The sequence below is a fragment of the Nocardioides sp. Root151 genome, from assembly GCF_001427925.1.
In the GTDB taxonomy this organism is placed as follows: domain Bacteria; phylum Actinomycetota; class Actinomycetes; order Propionibacteriales; family Nocardioidaceae; genus Nocardioides.
Window position 1 is genome coordinate 565,908 of the sequence record NZ_LMGG01000007.1, and the last position, 21,412, is coordinate 587,319.

A 21,412-nucleotide genomic window follows, 5' to 3' on the forward strand; every position below is an offset into this window, starting at 1 on the left:
TCGCCTCGTAAATCAAGCAATCTAATAGACATAAACATCATTAAGGAGTTTCGATGAGCGCGATCGCACCAAGCACCGACCCCCTCAAGTTCGCCTACTGGGTGCCCAACGTCAGTGGCGGCCTGGTCGTCAGCAAGATCGAGCAGCGCACCGACTGGGGTTTCGAGTACAACAAGAAGCTGGCCCAGCTGGCCGAGAACAACGGCTTCGACTACGCGCTCTCGCAGGTCCGCTACATGGCGTCGTACGGCGCGGCGTACCAGCACGAGTCGACCAGCTTCAGCCTGGCGCTGCTGTTGGCGACCGAGCGACTGAAGGTGATCGCGGCCGTCCATCCCGGCATGTGGCAGCCCGGCGTGCTGGCCAAGTACATCGCCACCGCCGACCACCTCTCCGGTGGTCGCGCCGCGATCAACGTGGTCAGCGGCTGGTTCAAGGACGAGTTCACCAAGATGGGCGAGCCGTGGCTCGAACACGGCGAGCGCTACCGCCGCTCAGAGGAGTTCATCCGCTACGTGCGCGAGATCTGGACCTCCGAGCACGCCGAGTTCAACGGCGACTTCTACCGCCTGCACGACTTCGACCTGAAGCCGAAGCCGCTCGCCAGTGAGGGCCGCCCGCACCCCGAGATCTTCCAGGGCGGCAACTCCGCCGACGCCCGCAAGATGGCCGGCCGGGTCTCGGACTGGTACTTCTCCAACGGCAACAACCCCGACGGCATCTCGGAGCAGATCGCCGACGTCTCGGGTGAGGCCCGGGAGCACGGCCGCGCGGTGCGGTTCGGCCTCAACGGCTTCATGATCGCCCGCGACTCCGAGAAGGAGGCCCGCGAGACCCTGCGCGAGATCGTCGCCAAGGCCGACACCGAGGCCGTCGAGGGCTTCGGCTCCGCGGTCAAGCAGGCCGGGCAGTCGACGTCGGACAAGAAGGGCATGTGGCAGGACTCCTCCTTCGAGGACCTCGTGCAGTACAACGACGGCTTCCGCACCAACCTGATCGGCACCCCCGAGCAGATCGCCGAGCGGATTATCGAGTTCAAGCGCCGTGGGGTCAACCTGTTCCTGCTCGGCTACCTGCACTTCCACGAAGAGGTGGAGTACTTCGGCCAGCACGTGCTCCCGATCGTGCGCGAGATGGAGCAGGCCGAGGCGGAGCGTGCCGCATGAGCACCTCGGCCGTCGCGCAGTCGCAGGGGCCCTGGTCGCTGGTTGAGGAAGGCGCGCCAGCGCCTGTCTCGAAACCAAGGGCGAAACCACCCGTCCTCACCGCCGACCGGGCCATCCGTGTCGCGCGCGAGATCGGCGCCGAGCTCGCCGAGGGTGCGGCGCAGCGCGATGCCGAGCGCATCCTGCCGACCGCGGAGCTCGACCGGCTCTCGGCCAGCGGACTCCTGGCGATCACCGTTCCGGCGGAGTACGGCGGCGCGGACCTCTCCACCGAGACCGTCGTCGAGGTCTTCCGGGCGCTCGCCCAGGGCGACCCGTCGGTGGCCCAGGTCCCGCACAGCCACTTCGTCTACGTCAACGCACTGCGCCACCACGCGACGGCTTCGCAGAAGGAGTTCTTCTTCGGCGAGGTGTTGCGCGGCAAGCGCTTCGGCAACGCCCAGTCCGAGATCGGCACCAAGCACGTGCGCGACATCCGCACCACCCTCACGACGTACGACGGCGGCTACCGCCTCGACGGGAAGAAGGGCTACTGCACGGGCGCGCTGTTCGCCGACTGGATCCCGGTGCTGACCCATCTCGGCGTCGACGGCCCGCTCCATGTCGCGTGGGTGGAACGCCACGCACCCGGAGTCACCGTGACCGACGACTGGGACGGACTCGGCCAACGGACCACGGCCAGCGGCACTGTCGAGCTCGAGGGGGTCGACGTACGCCACGAGCGCATCACGCCGTTCCACCTCACCTTCGAGGCGCCCCAGACGTACGGCGCGTTCGCGCAGGTGCTCCATGCCGCCATCGACGCCGGCATCGCGCGGGCCGCACTGGTCGAGGCCGCCTCGTTCGTGCGCACCAAGAGCCGGCCCTACCCGGACGCCGGGGTCGAGCGCGCAGCCGACGACCCGTTGGTCGTGCACGCCTTCGGCGAGCTCGAGCTGCAGGTGCGCGGCGCGGAGGCGTTGGTCGCCGAGGCCGGTCGTGCGATCGACCGGGCGAACGCCGTACTCACCGCGGAGTCGGCGGGTGCGGCGAGTCTCGCCGTCGCTGCGGCCCGGGCCTCGACCACCGCGGCCTCCGTCGACGTGGCGAGCCGGCTCTTCGAGGTCTCCGGCACCCGCTCCGCGCTGGCCGGCCTCAACCTCGACCGGCACTGGCGCAACGCCCGCACGCACACGCTGCACGACCCCGCGGCGTGGAAGGTGCAGCACCTCGGCCACTTCGCGGTCGACGGCACCCTCCCACCCAACCACGGACAGATCTAACCGACATAGGAGCGACATGACCGACCTCAAGTTCCACTGGTTCCTGCCGACCAACGGCGGCGACAGCCGCTACGTGCTCAGCGGTGGCCACGGCGTCTCGGCCGACGCGGGGCCCCAGGGCCGGCCGGCCTCGGTGCCCTACCTGGGCCAGATCGCGCGCAGTGCCGAGCAGCTCGGCTTCGAGGCGGCGCTGACCCCGACCGGCGCGTGGTGCGAGGACGCGTGGATCTCCACCGCGATGCTCGCGTCGCTGTCGGAGCGACTGAAGTTCCTCGTCGCCTTCCGCCCGGGGCTGCTCTCGCCGACACTGGCCGCGCAGATGGCCACCACCTTCACCAACATGTCCGGCGGACGCCTGCTGCTCAACGTGGTGACCGGGGGTGAGAGTGCGGAGCAGCGCGGGTTCGGTGACTTCCTCGACAAGGAGGCGCGCTACGCCAGGTGCGGTGAGTTCCTCGAGGTCGTCACCCGGCTCTGGACCGGCGAGACCGTCGACTTCGAGGGCGAGCACCTCAAGGTCGAGGGCGCCCAGCTGGCCGCGCTGCCGCACGAGACTCCGGAGATCTACTTCGGCGGATCCTCGCCGGCGGCGGGTGACGTGGCCGCGAAGTACGCCGACGTGTACCTGACCTGGGGCGAGCCGCCGGCCGCCGTGGCGGAGAAGATCGCCTGGATCCGTGGCCTGGCTCAGGCGCAGGGTCGCGAGATCCGCTTCGGAATCCGCATGCACGTGATCGCCCGCGACACCTCCGAGCTGGCCTGGGCCGAGGCGCAGCGCCTGCTCGACTCGATCGACGACGAGACCATCGAGCGCGTGCAGTCCGGGCTCAAGCAGAGCGAGTCCGAGGGGCAGCGCCGCATGCTCGAGCTCAACCAGGGCAACCGCGACGACCTCGAGATCCACCCCAACGTCTGGGCCGGCGTCGGCCTGGTTCGTGGTGGCGCCGGCACCGCCCTCGTCGGCAGTCACGCGGAGGTCGCCGACCGCATCGAGGAGTACGCCGACCTCGGCATCAGCGAGTTCGTGCTCTCCGGCTACCCGCACCTCGAGGAGGCCTACTCGTTCGGCGAGGGTGTGCTGCCGGTGCTGGCCGAACGCGGCCGCTGGACCAACCCGGCCCCCGCACCGGTCTCGTCCGTGGCGAGTGTTCCGTTCGGTGCCCGCAAGGCCGCCTCATGACCCGGGTTGCCGTGGTGGTGGGCAACCCCAGGCCGCGTTCACGCACGTACGACGCGGCGGTGCGCCTGGCCGGCGAGCTGGGCGCCGTCGACCCGCTGGTCGTCGACCTCGCGACCCTCGGGCCGGCGCTCCTCGACTGGTCGGACTCCACCGTCTCCGGCCTGGTCGACGAGGTGTCGTCCGCGGACGTGGTGGTCGTCGCCAGCCCGACGTACAAGGCGACCTACACCGGCCTGCTCAAGGTGTTCCTCGACCGCTTCGCGCCCGACGCGCTGCGGGGGACCGTCGCCGTACCCCTGATGCTCGGGGCCGGTCCCGGCCACGCGCTGGCGCCCGAGCTGACGCTGCGACCGGTGCTCGTCGAGATCGGCGCCTCGGTCCCCACCTCGGCGCTCTACCTGCTCGACGGTGCGTACGACGACCCCGACGCGTTCACCGACTGGCTCGCCGTGAACCGTCCGCTGGTCGCAGCCCTGCTCGCCTCCACGGAAGGAGCCTCCGCATGACCACGCTCACCACCAACCAGGACCTCGACCCCGCCGCGCTGCGCGAGGCGTTCGGCGTCTTCCCGAGCGGAGTCGTCGCCGTCGCCGCCGAGGTCGACGGACAGCTCACCGGCCTGGCCGCGAGCTCGTTCACCTCGGTCAGCCTCGACCCGCCGCTGGTGTCGTTCTCGATCGCGAACACGTCGAAGACCTGGCCCGACCTGCGACGTGCGCGACACCTGGGCGTGAGCATCCTCGCCGAGCACCACGGCTCCGTGTGCCGCCAGCTCGCCGGGCCCGTCGAGAGCCGCTTCGACGGCCTGTCGGTCTCGGTGACCGCCGACGAGGCGGCCACCCTCGACGACGGGCTGGCCCGCTTCGACTGCACGATCCACCGGGAGGTCGAGGCCGGCGACCACACCATCGTGCTGCTGCGCCTGCACGCCGTCGACGGCGCCGGCTTCGGTGACCCGCTGGTCTTCCACCGCAGCGGTTTCCGCCGGATGGAGATCGAGGCCCGCCTCCGCGCCGCCGTGTGACCCCTCCCGCGGCCAACGTGGTGGACTTGCCACCCGGTGACCGCCCTGCGGTGCACAAGTCCCGTGATGCCGCCTGACAACGTCCAGTGAGACGGCGTCTGCTCATTTCGACATACAGTTCACGCCACGGGTGCGCTTCTTGAGCGTGACGTGAGCGTGACGTGAGCGTCGCGGCGAGCGAACTGCATGTTGAAATGAGCGCCTTGGCCGGGTGGCCGGCATGTCGTACGGTCCGCCGGCTCCGTCGCGCTGATCCGTGAGGGCGTGTCGGAGGGTGCTGGCCTTGTGAAACCGCAACACCCACCAGGTGCAGGCGATCCACCACGTTGACGCGATCACGGATCTGGCAGGCTGGCCGGGTGACTCGAACCGTCGTTGTCGGCGCAGGCATTGCCGGCCTCACCGCAGCCCGCAGGCTGGCCGCCACCGGACGAGACGTGACCGTGCTCGAGTCGTCGCCGCAGGTGGGTGGCAAGCTCCGGCTGGCCGAGGTCGGGGGAGTGCAGGTCGACGTCGGTGCCGAGGCGATGCTGAACCGCCGGCCCGAGGCGACCGGCCTGGCCCGCGAGCTCGGACTCGACCTCGTGCACCCCGGCACTCTCTCCTCACGGCTCTGGACGCGTGACGCGCTGCGCCCCCTGCCGCGTTCGGTGATGGGGGTCCCGGCAGACCTCGAACAATTGGCCGCGTCCGGAGTGCTCTCCGACGACGGCGTGGCCCGGGCGCGCGCCGAGCAGGTCCTGGCGCCGGAGGCCGACGACGTGTCGGTGGCCGACTTCGTGGCCCGGCGCCTCGGCGCCGAGGTCGTCGATCGTCTGGTCGAGCCGCTGCTCGGCGGGGTCTACGCCGGACACGCCACCGAGCTCTCCGCGCGGGCCACCATCCCGCAGGTGGTGGGACTCCTGGCTCGCTCGCCGTCGTTGCTCGAGGCCGCGCGGGCCACGCCGGCCCCGTCCGACGTGCCGGTCTTCGCCGGGCTCGTCGGCGGCGTGGGTCGGCTGCCGCTCGAGGTGGTCGCTGCAGGCGGCTTCGAGGTGCGTACGTCGACCACCGTGCGCGCACTACGCAGCCGGCCGGTGGGCGAGGCGCGAGGAGCCATCTCTCGCTTCGAGGTGACCGTCGGCCCGACGACACACCCGGAGCTGATCGAGGCGGACGAGGTGGTGCTCGCCCTCCCGGGCACCCCCGCTGGTCGGCTGCTCGGCGACCTTGCTCCGAACGCCGCGCGTGCCCTGGCCGAGATCGACTACGCGTCGATGGCGATCGTCACCCTCGCCTTCCGCGCCGCCGACCTGGCCGGCCTCGAGGGCTCCGGCTTCCTCGTGCCGCCGGTCGACGGGCGCCGGATCAAGGCGGCCACGTTCAGCTTCAACAAGTGGGACTGGGTCCGCGAGGCCGGCGACGACCTGTTGCTGCTGCGCACCTCGATCGGGCGTCACCACGAGGAGGCGGCGTTGCAGTTCCCCGACGAGGAGCTGGTCGAACAGTCACTGGCGGACCTGGCGCTGGCCACCGGGATCCGTGCCCGGCCGGTCGACTCCCTCGTGCAGCGCTGGGGCGGCGGCTTGCCGCAGTACACCGTCGGCCACCTCGACCGGGTCGCGCGGATCAGGGCCGCCGTGGCCGAGGTGCCCGGCCTGGCCGTGTGCGGTGCGGCGTACGACGGCATCGGGATCCCGGCCGTGATCGCCTCGGCCGAGCGCGCCGTGGCCGACCTCCTCCACCTGGATACTCCCTGACGTTCGCGCCCCGAATCGCCGTACCGAAGGACCGAAACGTCAGGGACTATCCCAACTGGAGGACCGAAACGTCAGGGACTACCCGGGGGAGGGGGCGGGGCAACGGCGCGGCACAATGGGGGCATGTCCAACCCTGCTCCCACGAACGCTGCGCAGATCCGCGAGCTGAACGACAAGATCCGCTACACGATGTGGTCGGTCTTCAGGCTCGACACGACCTTCGGCGACGCCACCGCTGAAGACCGGGCCGCCGAGGCGCAGGAGCTCGAGGCGTTCTACGAGAAGCTCGCCGCCGACGACGTGGTCGTGCGCGGCACCTACGACGTGTCCGGCTTCCGGGCCGACGCCGACGTGATGATCTGGTGGCATGCCGAGGAGTCCGAGAAGCTCCAGGCGGCCTACAACGCGTTCCGGCGTACGGCGTTCGGGCGACGCGTCGCACCGGTCTGGTCGCAGATGGCGTTGCACCGTCCGGCCGAGTTCAACAAGAGCCACCTGCCGGCCTTCCTGTCCGAGGAGCCCCGCACCCACGTCGCGGTCTACCCGTTCGTGCGCTCCTTCGAGTGGTACCTCCTCGAGGACGCCGAGCGTCGCCGGCTGCTCGCCGAGCACGGCGGCATGGCCCGCGAGTTCCCCGACGTGCGTGCCAACACGGTTCCGTCGTTCGCGCTCGGCGACTACGAGTGGATCCTCGCCTTCGAGGCCGACGAGATGTACCGCATCGTCGACCTGATGCGTCACCTGCGCGGCTCCGAGACCCGCCGCCACGTGCGCGAGGAGGTGCCGTTCTACACCGGCACCCGGGCCACGCCGACGGACCTGCTCGACCGCCTGCCCTGATCGCCGCGCCGTGGGCGCACGCCGGACGAGCAACGCAACCGATCCGGCCGCTCGTGCGTCTATAGGGGTATGAAGCTGTCGCTTGCCCGCTTCACGGGCTCGGCCAATGCCTGGCCGCTGCTGAGCGTCCTCGCCGTCCTGGCGCTCCTGCTGTTGTTCATGGGTCGCACCTGACCACACCGTGAGACCAGCCTTGAACTGGTGGCCCCCACCCCGCACACTTGATTCATGACCTCGGTACTCGACATTCACGGAACGCGCTGTGGCGCGCCCGTCGAGTGTTGTCGTTTCGCCTGACACTCGCTCAGCCGAAACCCCGCGCACCGTCTCCGTGCGCCCTCCGAGAGAAGTCCCCATGTCCTACCCGGCGTACCGCCGTCTGCACGTCGACCTGCTCCGCACGGCCAGTGACCTGTGTCCGTGGATGTCCTCCCGCGCCCCGACATCCACCCAGATCCACCTCCGACACAGGAGAAGCCATGACCGTCCTGACCGTCCTGCCCCTGCTGCAGACCCTGCGTGACTACGCAGACGACCCCGACCTGCTCCACCTGCACGACCCGAACGCGACCGAGCGCCAGTGGACCGAGCTGGTCTCCACCGACGACTTCCAGCTCTGGCTGATCTCGTGGCCACCCGGCTCCCGCACCGGCTGGCACGACCACGGTGACGCCTCCGGTGCCTTCACCACGATCTCCGGCGAACTCACCGAGCACAGCGTCACCGAGCACGGCCAGGAGGTACGTCGACTCGGCATCGGCGAGGCCTGGGCCTTCTCGGCCAACCACGTCCATGACGTCGTCAACCTCGGCGACCGTCCGGCGCTCTCGGTGCACGCCTACTCGCCCCGGCTGGCGGCGATGACCCGCTACGTCCTGGTCGACGGCCGACTCGAGGCCACCGGTGTGGAAGGACGTGAGCAGTGGTGACCGCCGAGGCAGTGACGGCCCCGCGCTTCGAGGAGATCTACTTCAACGGAATCGACGACATGCTCGCCGAGGCCCGTTCCCACCTGGACCGGGCCAGCGCGCGTGCGGCGTACCAGGAGCTGATCGGCGGTCGGGCGATCCTGGTCGACATCCGCCCCGACGCACAGCGCGCCGCCGAGGGCGAGGTCGAGCCGCTCCCGGGCGTGCTGGTCATCGATCGCAACGTGCTCGAGTGGCGTCTCGACCCGCGCAGCGAGACCCGCCTTCCGCTGGCGTCGTACGACGCACGCGTGCTGGTGCTGTGCCAGGAGGGCTACACGTCGTCCTTGGCCGCCGACTCGTTGCGCCAGCTGGGAGTCCACCGGGCCACGGACGTGGTCGGTGGGTTCGCGGCCTGGCGCGCGGCGGGGATGCCGGTCACCAGGGACCTGCGGGCTCGTCGAGGGGCGATGTAGCGCGCGAGCACCCACATCGGCACCAACCAGATGATGAACTTCATCAGGGTCTGGTTGTCCCAGCCCAGGGGCAGCACGAACACGGCGGCGATCACCGCGACGCCCGTGTTGAAGCCGCTCCTGGGCCGGCGCCGCTGGGCCGCAGCCACGAGACCGACGATCAACCCGGAGATGAGCCCACCCAACGGCAGGCCCAGCCACCCGAAGTTGAGGTACCACAGGGCGCCCGCGCCCATCGGCCAGCCGTTGATCTTGCGGGGCTCGTAGACCTGCCGGAACCACTTTCCGGGTGGGATGCCGACCGGCTTGTCGCGCCAGACCGCTCGTGGGACGACGCCGACCAGGCCCTTGTAGAAGTCGTCACCGCCGCGGAACTGCTGGCGGCTCGGCCAGTCCCGGAAGGACAGCATGGCGGCGTCGAAGTAGATCGAGTTGGTGCCGACCGAGGCCTGGCGCCAGGCGCTCGAGGAGGCGTAGCCGGCCTGCACCTCGCCGTGGGTCAGGGTGTCGCGGGCCATCCGCATCCCGCTCGCCCCGACGATCACCAGGACGACCGCGATCAGCAGCCGAACCAGCACGCGCTGCCGGTGGACCGGCCTGTCCCGGCGACGCCGGGCCTGCATGCCCAGCACAAGGGTCGCGCCGACCACGATCAGCGTGCTCCGGCCGCCCCAGATGAACACGAAGAACGCGTTCGCGAACGCGCAGACCAGGGGAACCGTCGTGAGCAGCCTCGAGCTGGAGCCCTGTCGGCGGAAGTCGATGAACGTCGTCGCGGCCACCACCGCACCGACCGCCGAGAACGAGCGGAGGACGTAGAGGCCGGCCAGCTCCTTGTCGTACTTGCCGGCGCGGATCACGCCGCCCACCCCGCCGTACCGTGCGACCAGGTACGCCGAGATGACCAGGCCGAGTGCGGTCAGGATCAGGGTGACGTTGAGCGAGCGGCGCAGGTCGACCTCGTGGTCGGCGAAGAACGGGCCCCAGCCACGCACCCCCGACCGGAGTACGGCGGCGATGCCGACGAGGACGAAGAAGAGATAGAGGGTCAGGCCCAGCAGCGTTCTGGTGAGGACGTGCGAGAACCCGGCCGGTGGGAACAGCTCTCCCGGGTGGGGACCGTCGAGTCCCAGGACGAAGAGGAGTGGGCGGAACCCGTAGAAGAGGCAGAACACCAGGACGAACAGCAGCACCACGTCGCTCGGCCCGGAGGTGAAGAGGGCGGCGCAGGTGACCAGCAGGCCGAAGAACAGGAACGTGGCCAGCAGCACGGACAGGGTGATCTCCACGTGTCCCTCCTAGCCCGGAGTCCTGCGGAGCAGGGACATCTCTGGACGAAGCGTGGCATGGGTGAACAAGCCGACCGCCTGGTGAGCCCGCCACCACATCACCGTGAACACGAAGATCGAGACGGCCAGGGCGGAGAGGGTGAGGCCCATCAGACCGCCGAACAGGGCCGCCGGCACCCCGAGCCCGATCCGGAGCAGCGCGCCCGACCACTGGACCTGTGCCGACACCCCCTCGCGTCCGAGCATCGACAAGGTGGTGCCCGCCGTACCCGTGGCCACGTTCCCGATGGACCCCAGGGCCAGCAGCAACAGCACGGGGACGGACTCCTCGAAACCGGACCCGTAGACGAGGTCGACCACGCGGCCCGGGGCGACCAGGAACGGCAGCGCGAGCACGACGCTCAACCCGGTGGCCACGGTGGCGGCGGTGCGGAGCAGGGGCTCGAGGGACTGGTCCTCACGCCCGGCGTTGGCGGCGCGGGCGATCACCGGAGCCAGCACGACCTGGAGTGCGGTCAGCGGCAGCACGAGGAGCAGGGCCAGGCGTTGACCGGCGGAGAACATCGAGGCGTCGACCTTGGCGAGCAGCAGCGCCCCGATCCAGATCTCGGTGCTGACATTGAGGTACGTCGCCACCTGGGCGCTGAGGAACCGCCAGTCCCGGCGGATGGTCAGTCGGAGGTCACGCCACAGCTGGGGTTGCGGATCGGTCACCCCGCGCCACCGCCGATGGACGGTCCACCGGGCCGCGACGACGGGGATGAGGAATCCTGCGGCGACCGCCATCAGCGCGCCGGCCAGGCCGGCCCCCGACCAGAGCAGCCACGCGATGAGCACGAAGACGGCCTGCAGTGCCGCGACGAGTGCGCCGCCGGATCGTCCCTCCAGCAGGCTGGCGAAGCGGACGTGGCCGAGCCCGCGCACGTAGTTCGCCCACAGCTGCTGCTGGCCGCACAGGACGACGAGGGCGACGACGGTGAAGGCCAGCAGGGCACGCGTGGTCGCACTCTCGTCGGAGGCGAGGACCCAGGTCGCTGCTCCACCGAGCAGCCCGAGGGCGGGCAACGTGGTCAGGTTCACCGCGCGGACGCCGTTGCGCAGGGCGCCCATGGCCAGGGGGTCATCGACGTCCCGGAGCCGGGCCACCTCGCGCAGGCCCGACCGGTGGGAACCCACGAGTCCGATCTGTCCGAGCAGTCCGGTCGCCGCGATGGCCGCCACGAACAGGCCGAAGTCGGCAGGTCCGAGCCACCGTGCGGCGACCGCATTCACACCCAGGAATCCGAGCACCGCGCCGGCGTAGGAGACAGCGAACCAGACCATGGCTCCGCTGACAGACATTCCCGACCCAGATTGCTTCACTCGCTCTAGACTGCATGAAAAAGGACCGATGGGGGCCGTTTTGCTGATGACCGAAGATGTCGCGGACGTGCCGGACCGAAAGAACTTCAGCGACTACGCCCGGGCACTGCGCCGGCGGTGGCGTCTGGTGCTGGTCGTTCTCGTGGCCGCGGTGGCGCTGGCCCTCGCCTATTCGCTGGCCGCGACTCCGCAGTACGTCTCCACCGCCGACGTCCTCATCGAACCCTCGGGCACCGAGCTGGCCACTGACATCGCCGCCGAGGAGGTGGCCACGCAGACTCAGGTGGTCACCTCGCTGCCCGTCGCACGCCTGGTGCAGACACAGCTCTCCCTGGACAAGACGCCTGACCTGACGAAGCTGGTGACCGTGCAGGCGCTCAACACGAGCCGCATCCTGCGGGTCACCGCCGAGGACACCTCTCCCGACCGGGCCGCCGACACCGCGAACACCGTGGCCACGGCCTACCTGCAGTTCCGCCAGCAGGAGTCGATCTCCCGCTACGAACGCGCCCGGGACCGCCTCACGCAGGAGGAGACGGAGGTCGACCGCCGGCTCAAGGAGATCGACCGGCTGCTCGCCAAGGACGGCTCGGGCAAGGCGGAGCTCCAGGCGGAGCGGCGCAACGTGCTCACCAAGCTCGGCCAGATCGCCACCCAGATGGAGTCCCTGACCGACCAGTTGACCTCGGTCGGATCGGGTGGCGAGCTGCTGCGCTCCGCCGAGGCCGACCACGATCCGGTCTCACCGCAGACCCTGCTCAACGTGATCCTCGGAGCCCTCTTCGGGCTGCTGCTGGGCATGGGTGCGGCCATCCTGCGGGACCGGTTCGACGACGCCGTGCACGGTGAGGAGTCGGTCCGCCAGGCGGTCGGCTCGGTGGTCGTCGGCAGAGTCCCGGCCTGGCCCGAGCGTGCCTACCGCAATGCCCTCGTGACGGTGGAGAACCCGCACGCGCCACCGAGCGAGGAGTACCAACGCCTCGCCGTCAACGTGCGGTTCATGGCCGCGACCTCGCGCGCCGACGACACCCACGGAGCGGTCGTGCTGATCACGTCGGGGCAGGAGGGCGAGGGCAAGACCATCACGAGCTGCAACCTCGCGGTCGCCGCGGCCCGCCTCGGACTCCGCGTGGTCATGGTCGACGGCGACCTGCGCCGAGGAGCCGTGGCGGGGCGCTTCGGCCTCGAGGACCCGCCCGGCCTGTCCGACCTGCTGGTCAGCGAGGACAAGGCCTCGTCCTACCTGATCGACGTCGGGGTGGACAACCTCGACGTGCTCGCCGCCGGAACGGCGCCGCCGAACCCCGCGGCGCTGCTCAGCTCCGTCCGGATGCGCGTGGTGCTGTCGGAGCTCGCCGCCGAGGCCGACCTGGTCATCCTTGACAGCCCCCCGGTGCTGACCGGGGCCGACTCGCTCGAGCTGGCGACCCTGGCCGACGTGGTGATCGTGGTGACCCGTGACCGGGTGTCCCGACGCCGGCAGCTGGTCGCCGTGCGGGAGACCCTGCGCCACCTCAAGGTCGGTGCCGTGGGCATCGTGTGCAACGCACTCGGTGACTCGCCGCGCGCGGCGTACGCCCATGACGTGCGCGAGCGCGCGGTCAGGGAACCGGCCGAGAAGGCTGAGGAGTCGGCCGTCGCCGACCCGGCGGTCAGCTCGGCAGGGTCGGAACCGTCAACCGGAGGATCTGGCTCTGCGGCCCCTCGCTCCCCAGGAGCACGTGGGCGCCGTCAGCCTCGAAGGTGATCGCCTCGCCCTGGGGTTGCTTCGGCAGGGTGACGCCCACCGGTTGGCCCTCGAAGCCGCGGTAGAAGTACGCGCGACCCTGGGTGCGCAGGACCAGCATCGAGCCGTCCGGGGAGAAGTCGCCGGCCGTCACGTTCGCGGGGGCCTCGGCCAACGGCTCGAGGACGTTGACGCCTTCCGGGTCGAGCTCACTCGGCGCCACGAAGACCGTGCCTCCGACGGGGTCCTTCGTCACGAGGTAGAGGCGGTGCGTGGTCGGGTGGACGAGGAGCGCCTCCGCGTTGTGCGACCCGTCCGGGTAGGTGAAGCGGTACGTCGTGGTGGCCAGCGTGCTGCTGGTGAGCACGGACGGCTCGGTCACGACGTACACCGCGATCGACGAGCGAGCGCCGTCGTTGTCACCGGTGTCGGCCACCCAGACCCGACCGTCGGGTGTGCTGGCGATGTCCTCCCAGTCGACCGCCGGTGCCTCGAGAGTGAGGACGGCGCGGGTGCCACTGGCGTCGATGGCGAAGATCTGGGGCGCCGACGTGCTCCGGTCGTTGTGCGTGTAGAGCACACCGGGGTGGAGGTAGCTGCGGGCCAGGCCGCTCGACTGAGCCACGCGCGGGTCGTCGATCGAGGTGGCCTCTTGGCTGGCGTCGGGCGGGTGTGTCTGCGAGGTGGTCGACGAGGCCGAGGACGTGTCGTTCATCTCGAGTGGATGCTTCGCCGGCTCCGCGTCCTGACAGGCCGTCGTCACGCCGAGCACCAGCAGGCCGACTGCACATGAGAGCCGGATCCTGACCATTCATCCAGCATCGCACAGGCTCGGCGGTCCCCGTTTCGGATTGGAGAATGTCCCCAGTTCTGGTGTCGAGCGACCTGCGATCACCTAGCCTGCCAAGGAAGCCGACGGCCAGACCGAGTCTCCGGGAGGGGTGCCTGATGGGGCGAGCGTCCGAGTCCGCGCTCCTGCTGGACACGGCCAGGGCGATCTGGCCGGACGCCGTGCGCATCGACCTCACCCGGGCGATGCGTGCCGATCCCGGACAGAGGTTGTACGCCGTGCTGCCGCACGTGCGCTCTCCCCACTGGCTGCTGCCCACCGACGCGCCGTCGACCGCGGTCGCGCTGGGAGCCGGGGAGTCCCGTGGGCTCACGTCCGCCGGACGACGTCTCCTGGCCCTGGCGCACACCTCCGGCCTCACCCGTCTGGTGCCGGTGCCGCGCCTCCGGGTCGAGCCGGGGGAGGCCGAGTCGCTGATCACCGTGCTCGAAGGTGTGGTCGGGCGGGAGACCGGCATCGCGATCAGGATCGGCAACTGGACACACGCCCGCAGCTTCGTCGTCCGGGTCCTCGACCGTCGTGGCACCACCGTGGCCTTCGGCAAGGTCGGGATCGACGCCCACGGTCGCGCAGCCGTGCACGCCGAGTCTGCCGCGTTGGAGCGGGTGTCGCGGTTCGGCCTGCAGGAGGTCGTCCTGCCGGGGCTGCTGCACCAGGGTTCCTGGCACGGCCTGGAGATGCTGCTGGTCTCACCGCTGGTCGCGCCGGCGCGATCGTCGTCGGGGGTGGGGATGCCGCTGACCGCCATGGCGGAGCTCGCCCACGCCGACTCGCCTCGTGTCGACCGGCTGGCCGACAGCCGCTGGATGGACAGCGTCCGGCAACGGGTCGGTGAGGTCGACGACGCCGGTCGGCGGTCGCGTCTCGGAGCGAGCCTGCACACCCTGGAGGCCCGTGCCGGCGACGTCAGCCTGCCGCTGGGATGCTGGCACGGAGACTGGACCGCCTGGAACATGGCGTGGGACGGCGGTCGCGTCCTGCTGTGGGACTGGGAGCACTTCGCCGAGGACGTCCCGGTGGGCTTCGACCAGATCCACTACCTCGCCCAGCAGCTCCGGGTGGAGTCTGGCGTCGGTCGGGCCGAGGAGCAAGCCTGGCAGGCGCAAGCGGCCGCCCTGCTCTCCGGCGAGATCGGGCTCGGCCGGGCCCAGGCCGACGCGGTGGCCGTGGCCTACCTGCTCGAGGTCAACCTGCGGTTCGTCCTGGACCGGCAGGCCACCCCGGCGAGCGCGACCGAGCGTTCCGGCTGGGGGCTGGACCTGCTCGCCCGGGCCACGGAGGCTCTGCCGGTCCCGTGACCCGCATCCTTTGACCAATTGAGGTGATGAAACCGGTCGGGCACCGGGAGAGCATCGACCACATGACCCCAACCGGCCCTGACTTCGTTGTCGCGGGTTCGGCACGGGCAGGGACCACCGCCCTGATCGAGGGACTGCGCGCCCATCCTCGGGTCTTCGTCACCGATCCCAAGGAACCCCACTACTTCGCGATGCACGGCACCCGGCCCGACTTCCGTGGGCCGGGCGACCAGCTCTCCATCAACCGGGCCGCGGTCACGGACCGTGACGACTACCTTGCGCTCTACCCGCGGGACTCGGGTCTCGCCCTGGGCGAGGGCTCCGTGTCGACGTTGTACTACTACCAGCACGCCCTGCCCGAGCTGCTGCGGATGAACCCGGACGTCCGGGTCGTCGTCCTCCTGCGCGACCCGGTCGCGCGGGCGTACTCGAGCTTCCAGTACCTGCGCTCCCAGGGCCGTGAGCCGGAGGAGGACTTCCTCGCGGCGGTCCGGGCCGAGCCCGAGCGACGGGCCGCGAACTGGCACCACCTGTGGCATTACACCGCGATGAGCATGTACGCCGACGCGATCGGCGCCTTCCGGGAGCTGCTGCCGCGCGACAACCTGGGGATCTGGTTCTACGACGACCTCGAACGCGACTACGCCGCGACGCTGGCCGAGGTGCTCCGCTTCCTCGAGCTCCCCGAGGTGCCCGGGCTGGGGGAGCGGATGCCGCGGGTGAACATCTCCGGGACACCGCGCTTCCGACACGTCCAGCAGGCACTCTGGAAGGCATCGGCCAGTCCCGGACTCCGTCGTACCGCCCGACTTCTGACCAGCTGGCGGTTCCGGGAAGCGGTCAAGAGCCGGATCATCCGCCGGGACCCGTTGCCCGCCGAGATCACGCGCAGCCTGGCCCCGCTCTTCGAAGCGGATCTCCTGCGCCTGCACGACTTCCTCGCCGACGACGTCGACCTGCCCGCGTGGCTGGAGCCGAGGAGCCGGGCCCACCTCCGTTGAGGACGCGGACCGGGGGGCGATGACGATGCGACTGGCGATCAACGGACGATTCCTGCTGCAGGACGTCACCGGCGTGCAGAAGGTGGCCATCGAGTTCGTGCAGGCTCTGGACGCCATGCTGGACGAGGGTCTCCTCCCCGGCCTGGAGGTGGAGCTGCTGGCGCCGGCGAGGGGGTCGCTCGTGACCACGCCGGACTTCAAGGCGATCCGGCTCCGGAGAGCGGGAAGGTTGAACTCGCACGCCTGGGAGCAGCTGGAGCTGCCCCGGCTGGCGGGTTCGGATCCCTTGCTCTGCCTGGGAAATCTCGCCCCGCTCGCCCTGTTGCTGCGTCGTCGGCGCCGGGTCCACACGATGGTCCACGACCTGTCCTACAAGTACTTCCCCAGCGCCTACAGCCGCGGCTTCCGGCTCCTCTACAGCCTCGTCATCCCGGTCGTGCTGGCCCGGTCCGAGCGGGTCTACACCGTGTCCCGGAGCGAGGCCGCGGCCATCCGCCACCACTACCGGCGCCTCGTCCCCGCTCATCGCCTGGTCGCCGTGCAGAACGGCGGCGGCGAGGGCGCCGTCGAGGCCCACCCCAGTGACCGGCCGGCTTCCCTGGAGCCCGGGGCGCCGGAGGTGCCGACCCTCCGGGCACGCGAGCGTCGCTGCCTGTACGTCGGCTCGCTGACCAAGCGCAAGAACGCCGAGGGGCTGGCCCGTGTCGCCGTCGACCTGGTCCGCACCACCGACCTGGACTTCGTGTTCGTCGGGGCCGGCGGAGCGAGCTTCGAGCAGATCGGCTTCGCGATCCCACCCGAGCTCGAGGGGCGCATCCACTTCCTCGGCCAGATCAACCAGCCCGAGCTGATCGAGGCCGAGTACAGGCGCGCCAGCGTCTTCGTGTTCCCGTCCTTCTACGAGGCGTCGCCGCTCCCTCCGGTCGAGGCAATGCGGTTCGGCACTCCGGTCGTGGCGGCCGACATCCCGAGTCTTCGCGAACGCTGCGGCGAAGCGGTGCTCTACTGCGACCCGGCCGACGTCGGCTCGATCAGCGCCCAGGTGCGACGCGTGGTCGAGGACGACGCACTGTGGGCCGAGCTCCAGGCCGCCGGTCTGGACAACGCAGCGCGGTTCTCGTGGCGGGCACAAGTACAGGGCGTGCTCGAGCACGTCCTGGCCCAGTCGTCATCCGTCCGACCGTGAGACCAGGATGTCGGCGAGGGTCGACTCCAGCGAGCGCGTCGCCGTCCAGCCGGTGGCCCGGCGCAGGGCCGAGGGATCGCCCTCGACCAGCGGCGGATCGTTGGGACGGACCCGGTCGGTGTCGAGCTCGACGCGCACCGAGGGGCTGCCCAGCAGCTCGGTGACCAGCTTGAGCAGGATCTCGCCCGACACTGCCCGGCCACTGCAGACGTTGAAGACGCTGCCCGGCTCGACGTCGGCCTCCAGGAGCAGGCGGTACGCCGCGGCGACGTCCCGGACGTCGGTGTAGTCACGGCTCGTGGCGAGGTTGCCCACAGGCACCGCGGCTCCCGTGTCCCTGGCGTGTGCGACCGCGGTGAACAGGTCCGGCACCAGGAAGCCACTGCCTTGTCCCGGACCGACGTGGTTGAACGGGCGGCCGACGACCGTGGAGAGCCCACGGAGGGCGTAGTACGCCGCGATCGACTCGACGGCCAGCTTGCTCACGACGTACGGCGACGTCGGGGTGGTGCGGCCACGTTCATCGATCGGCATCGACTGTGCGGGGTCGTAGACGGCCCCGGTGCTCACGACCAGCACGCGGGCCCGGCTGCCACGCTCCTGCAGTGCGGCGCACAGTGACGTGGTCATCGCGGTGTTGGCCGTGATGTAGCCCTGCGGATCCTCGAAGGACGGCCCCACGGCGGACAGGCCCGCGAGGTGCACGACGGCGTCGACGTCCGGCAGCGACGGCGGGCCCGCGACCAGGTCGACGGCAAGGTAGTCGGCGAGGTCCGTCGCGAGCTCTGTCCGGGGCCCGGGCTCCTGCGACAGGCCGACGACGTCGTAGCCGTGCGCGCGCAGCTCGCGCACCAGGTGGGGCCCGACGAATCCGTTGACCCCGGTGACCAGCGCTGTGTCGTTCATCAGGCGCGCGGTGCGGTCAGCCTGATGTCGTGCTGCACCATGCGGCTGACCAGCGCGGGGAAGTCCACCTCGCGCTTCCAGCCGAGGACCTCCTCGGCCTTCGAGGGGTCGCCGAGGAGGATGTCGACCTCGGCAGGCCGCATGAACTCAGGGTCCTGACGGACGTAGGGCCGCCAGTCCTCGATGCCGATCTCGAGGAAGGCCAACGCGAGGAAGTCCTCGATCGAGTGGGTCTCGCCGGTGGCGAGGACGAAGTCGTCCGGCGCGTCGTGCTGGAGCATCTGCCACATGCCGCGCACGTAGTCGCCGGCGTAGCCCCAGTCCCGCTTCGGCCAGAGGTCGCCGAGCACGATGTCGGCCTGCAGTCCGTGATGGATCCTCGCGACGCCGTCGCTGATCTTGCGGGTGACGAACTCACGCCCACGCCGCTCGCCCTCGTGGTTGAAGAGGATCCCGCAGGTCACGAACATGCCGTAGCTCTCGCGGTACGTCTTCGCGATCCAGTGGGCGTAGAGCTTGGCGACGCCGTACGGGCTGCGCGGGTGGAACAGCGAGTTCTCGTTGTAGCCGGTGCCCGGACGGTTGTAGTCCAGTCCGCCGAACATCTCCGAGGTGGAGGCCTGGTAGATGCGGATCTCGTCCGCACGCCCCGAGGTGCGCACCGCCTCGAGGAGGTTGAGCACGCCCTTGGCCGTCACATCGGCGGTCAGCTGCGGGTTGCGGAACGAGTAGCCCACGTGGCTGATTGCGCCCAGGTTGTAGATCTCGTCCGCCTCGGAGGTGAGGACCGACGCGAGCATCGAGGTCGGATCGATCAGGTCGGCCTCAAGCAGCCGGACGTAGGGGAACTCGGCCACGAACTCCTCCCGCCGGGCGTTCCGCTGGCCGCGGATCAGCCCGAACACCTCGTAGCCCTGGTCGTGCAGGTGCTCCGAGAGGTGTTGCCCGTCCTGGCCGGTGATGCCGGTGATGAGTGCCTTCCGCGGCTCGGTCATGCGATCCCCCTGATGTGTCGACCCGCGGTGCGGGTGTGCTCTGCCGGTCGTGCGAGGTCGAGCACGTGCTGCTCGATGGTGGAGAGGAACTCCGACTCCGAGAACCGCTCGCCGTGGGCCATGATCTCGCCGGTCGACCACGTGCGTGCGAACAGCCGCCGGATGCCGTCGGCGATCCTGGCCGGCTCGGGGGCGTCGAAGAAGACCGCCGTCCGGTCCTCGACCATGGTGTCCAGGAAGCCTCCCGCGGCCAGCACGACGCTCGGCTTGCCGAACGCCGCGGCCTCCAGCGGGGTGAGCCCGAAGTCCTCGTGGCTGGCCGCGACCAGGGCCGCGGACCGCTCGTAGACCGTGCGCATCTGGCCGTCGGTGAGGTCGCGGAGGAAGGTGACGTTGGCGGGCAGGTCGCGGGTGAGGTTGTCCCACTCCGGACCGCGCCCGACCACGACGAGGTGGCGGTCGGGGAGCTCCCGGAAGGCCGCCACCACCTTGTCGACGTTCTTGTAGGGCAGCAGCCGGGACACGCACAGGACGTAGCCGCCCCGGTCGACCGCCGGTTCGTCGATCGCCTCGGCGGCGACGTCGAGCAGGGGCGCGCACGAGGGCGCCGGGACGATGGTCGAGTCGAGTCCGTAGGCGTCGCGGATCCGCGCCTGCACGACGGTGGAGATCGCGAGGTACCGGTCCGCGGCGCGTGCGTGGCGCCGGTCCCACTCCCTCAGCGGCGTGGAGACCGCGCGCAGCCCCAGCCGGGTGAGCACGGCCGACTCGCCCGAGAGGTAGACGCCGGACTGGTAGAGCCAACGTGCGGGGGAGTAGCAGTAGACCAGCTTCTTGTGGTCGCCACCGACCCCGTGGGCCCACCCGCTGCTGCTGGCGATCACGACGTCCGCGTCGATGGTCATCTGTGACATCGCATGGGCCAGGAACGGCAGCGCCTTGCGGTGGTCGGAGCGGAAGGCCCTGACCCGGTTCAGCGACGAGGTGCGGATGTCCAGTCCCTTGAACTCGGGGAAGGTGGTCTCCGGCTCGTAGAGCGACGTGTAGATCGGCGCGTCCGGGAACCCCTTGGCCAGGGAGAGCACGACGCGCTCGGCGCCGCCCCGCTGGGTGAGGTAGTCGTGGGCGATCGCCACCCGAGGTCTGGTGATTCGCATGTCAGCTCCAGTGCAGGTCGCGGCCGAGCCGCTCGTAGAGGGCCTGGTTCCAGGGCCGGTAGTACTCCCGCAACCGGTCGCGGGTGCGTGGGTCGATCGGCGGCTTGGAACGCTCGTTGTAGGTCTTGAGATCGATGTCCGGGCACACCCGCAGGCCCAGGAACTCCTGGACCCGGGCGAAGACGCCTGCCGGGTCGTCGTACATGTCCTCGGCCCGCAGGACCAGGGTCTGCTCCTCCGGATACACGTCGAGCCAGGTCGGCAGGTGCTCGACGTACCGGCCCCGGGCCAGGTAGGTGAACTGGTCGTGCTCGAGGGAGTAGTACGCCGGGTCGCCCCGCAGGCGATCGTGGTCGACCCCGGCCAGGCGTCCCTCCTCCGCGTCGATCGCCGCCTCGAACGTGGGCAGGGTCTCGGTGCCGGCCGCGACCCTGTCCCAGTAGTTCGAGTAGGCCCGGCTCACCGGGTTGCGCAGGACGGCGATGATCTTCGCGTCCGGCACGACCGAGTGGGCCCGGCCCGCTGCCGCCGGGTGGAACATGTAGTAGGGACTGGCCTCGCCCACGACGGCCCCGGGGTGCCCGGCCCGGAACCGTTCGGTCGGGAAGTGGCCCCGGTACCAGTCGACGCCCTCGTGGAAGCTGATGTCGAAGAAGTGGGCGCTCTTCAACGGCTGGAAGGAGGGGAACATCCTGAGGTTGTCGGGGTGCTGGATGAGCCAGTTCGTCAACGACGACGTTCCCCCCTTCTTGGACCCGATGATCAGGTAGTCCGGCAGCGGACGGCGAGCAGCGGTCTGCTCGCCGTACCGCCGGACCAGGGAACGAACAGCCAGTTGGGCGGGCCGAGGAGTCCTGNNACGTCATGGTCATGACCGTGTGCGTCCTCTCACGGAGCCCTGAGGAACAGGGCCCCAGTGCTCCAGTCGTGGCCGTCGACGGAAGGACCGCTGAGGGTCTGGACCGTTCCCGGCACCGCCCCGCTCTGCCACTGCACGGTCTGCAGCGTTCCGTCGCTGTTGCTGAAGTGGAGCTTGCCGTTGGCCAG

19 protein-coding genes are annotated in these 21,412 nt (G+C 70.3%); 13 read left to right on the top strand and 6 right to left on the bottom strand.

What is annotated here, in order from left to right; translation table 11 throughout:
• The first annotated feature begins 53 nt into the window (after positions 1-53).
• The 9 genes from sfnG (at position 54) to ASD66_RS24265 (ending at position 8,595) form a co-directional block, all read left to right on the top strand.
• Positions 54-1,166, top strand: coding sequence for a dimethylsulfone monooxygenase SfnG (gene sfnG, locus ASD66_RS20220; RefSeq protein WP_056892036.1), 1,113 nt, complete (start codon positions 54-56; stop codon positions 1,164-1,166).
• A complete protein-coding gene (locus tag ASD66_RS20225; RefSeq protein WP_082599634.1) occupies positions 1,163-2,428 on the top strand; it encodes an SfnB family sulfur acquisition oxidoreductase in 1,266 nt (421 codons plus the stop codon). The genes sfnG and ASD66_RS20225 overlap by 4 nt, the downstream gene beginning before the upstream one ends.
• 16 nt (positions 2,429-2,444) lie before the next feature.
• Positions 2,445-3,608, top strand: coding sequence for an LLM class flavin-dependent oxidoreductase (locus tag ASD66_RS20230; RefSeq protein WP_056892037.1), 1,164 nt, complete (start codon positions 2,445-2,447; stop codon positions 3,606-3,608).
• Complete coding sequence (locus tag ASD66_RS20235) at positions 3,605-4,114, top strand: NAD(P)H-dependent oxidoreductase (RefSeq protein WP_056892038.1); 510 nt, start codon at positions 3,605-3,607, stop codon at positions 4,112-4,114. Before ASD66_RS20230 ends, ASD66_RS20235 begins: the two co-directional genes overlap by 4 nt.
• Complete coding sequence (locus tag ASD66_RS20240) at positions 4,111-4,632, top strand: flavin reductase family protein (RefSeq protein WP_056685858.1); 522 nt, start codon at positions 4,111-4,113, stop codon at positions 4,630-4,632. Before ASD66_RS20235 ends, ASD66_RS20240 begins: the two co-directional genes overlap by 4 nt.
• 359 nt (positions 4,633-4,991) lie before the next feature.
• Positions 4,992-6,371 (top strand): protoporphyrinogen oxidase, encoded by a 1,380-nt coding sequence (hemG, locus tag ASD66_RS20245; RefSeq protein WP_056892039.1) that lies wholly within the window; start codon positions 4,992-4,994, stop codon positions 6,369-6,371.
• Between the two features lie 123 nt (positions 6,372-6,494).
• A complete protein-coding gene (gene hemQ / locus ASD66_RS20250; protein WP_056892040.1) occupies positions 6,495-7,211 on the top strand; it encodes a hydrogen peroxide-dependent heme synthase in 717 nt (238 codons plus the stop codon).
• Between the two features lie 479 nt (positions 7,212-7,690).
• Positions 7,691-8,140 (top strand): cysteine dioxygenase, encoded by a 450-nt coding sequence (locus ASD66_RS20255; protein ID WP_056892041.1) that lies wholly within the window; start codon positions 7,691-7,693, stop codon positions 8,138-8,140.
• Positions 8,137-8,595 carry a rhodanese-like domain-containing protein gene (locus ASD66_RS24265; protein ID WP_235530176.1) on the top strand — a complete coding sequence of 153 codons (459 nt, stop codon included), beginning with the start codon at positions 8,137-8,139 and terminating at the stop codon, positions 8,593-8,595. The genes ASD66_RS20255 and ASD66_RS24265 overlap by 4 nt, the downstream gene beginning before the upstream one ends.
• A 1,298-nt stretch (positions 8,596-9,893) precedes the next feature.
• Here the strand turns inward: ASD66_RS24265 and ASD66_RS20265 are convergent.
• Positions 9,894-11,225: a lipopolysaccharide biosynthesis protein gene (locus ASD66_RS20265; RefSeq protein WP_082564017.1), complete on the bottom strand. Its 1,332-nt coding sequence runs from the start codon at positions 11,223-11,225 to the stop codon at positions 9,894-9,896.
• Positions 11,226-11,292: 67 nt separating this feature from the next.
• On the opposite strand from ASD66_RS20265, the gene ASD66_RS24585 reads away from it, so the two are divergent.
• Entirely contained in the window at positions 11,293-12,993 is a 1,701-nt protein-coding gene (locus ASD66_RS24585) for a polysaccharide biosynthesis tyrosine autokinase (protein WP_056685875.1), read from the top strand.
• Here ASD66_RS24585 and ASD66_RS20275 read toward each other — a convergent pair.
• Positions 12,899-13,687 carry a hypothetical protein gene (locus tag ASD66_RS20275; protein WP_156388817.1) on the bottom strand — a complete coding sequence of 263 codons (789 nt, stop codon included), beginning with the start codon at positions 13,685-13,687 and terminating at the stop codon, positions 12,899-12,901. The genes ASD66_RS24585 and ASD66_RS20275 overlap by 95 nt on opposite strands.
• A 233-nt stretch (positions 13,688-13,920) precedes the next feature.
• Here ASD66_RS20275 and ASD66_RS20280 point away from each other — a divergent pair, with 233 nt between their 5' ends.
• The 3 genes from ASD66_RS20280 to ASD66_RS20290 all read left to right on the top strand — a co-directional run bounded on the left by ASD66_RS20280 (position 13,921) and on the right by ASD66_RS20290 (position 17,307).
• Positions 13,921-15,120, top strand: a complete 1,200-nt coding sequence (locus ASD66_RS20280) for a hypothetical protein (RefSeq protein WP_056685881.1) — start codon at positions 13,921-13,923, stop codon at positions 15,118-15,120.
• A 62-nt stretch (positions 15,121-15,182) separates the two neighbouring features.
• Positions 15,183-16,121 (top strand): sulfotransferase, encoded by a 939-nt coding sequence (locus ASD66_RS20285; protein WP_162251027.1) that lies wholly within the window; start codon positions 15,183-15,185, stop codon positions 16,119-16,121.
• Positions 16,122-16,140: 19 nt separating this feature from the next.
• Entirely contained in the window at positions 16,141-17,307 is a 1,167-nt protein-coding gene (locus tag ASD66_RS20290) for a glycosyltransferase family 4 protein (RefSeq protein WP_056685887.1), read from the top strand.
• Here the strand turns inward: ASD66_RS20290 and ASD66_RS20295 are convergent.
• The 4 genes from ASD66_RS20295 to ASD66_RS25735 are packed head-to-tail and all read right to left on the bottom strand — an operon-like array spanning position 17,290 to position 21,200.
• Positions 17,290-18,213, bottom strand: a complete 924-nt coding sequence (locus ASD66_RS20295) for an NAD-dependent epimerase/dehydratase family protein (protein ID WP_056892042.1) — start codon at positions 18,211-18,213, stop codon at positions 17,290-17,292. The two genes, ASD66_RS20290 and ASD66_RS20295, sit on opposite strands and share 18 nt — an antisense overlap.
• Positions 18,213-19,208, bottom strand: a complete 996-nt coding sequence (locus ASD66_RS20300) for a GDP-mannose 4,6-dehydratase (protein ID WP_056685893.1) — start codon at positions 19,206-19,208, stop codon at positions 18,213-18,215. Before ASD66_RS20300 ends, ASD66_RS20295 begins: the two co-directional genes overlap by 1 nt.
• Complete coding sequence (locus tag ASD66_RS20305; protein ID WP_056892043.1) at positions 19,205-20,365, bottom strand: glycosyltransferase; 1,161 nt, start codon at positions 20,363-20,365, stop codon at positions 19,205-19,207. The genes ASD66_RS20300 and ASD66_RS20305 overlap by 4 nt, the downstream gene beginning before the upstream one ends.
• Position 20,366: 1 nt before the next feature.
• A complete protein-coding gene (locus ASD66_RS25735) occupies positions 20,367-21,200 on the bottom strand; it encodes a sulfotransferase domain-containing protein (RefSeq protein ID WP_082599635.1) in 834 nt (277 codons plus the stop codon).
• Positions 21,201-21,412 lie beyond the last annotated feature (212 nt).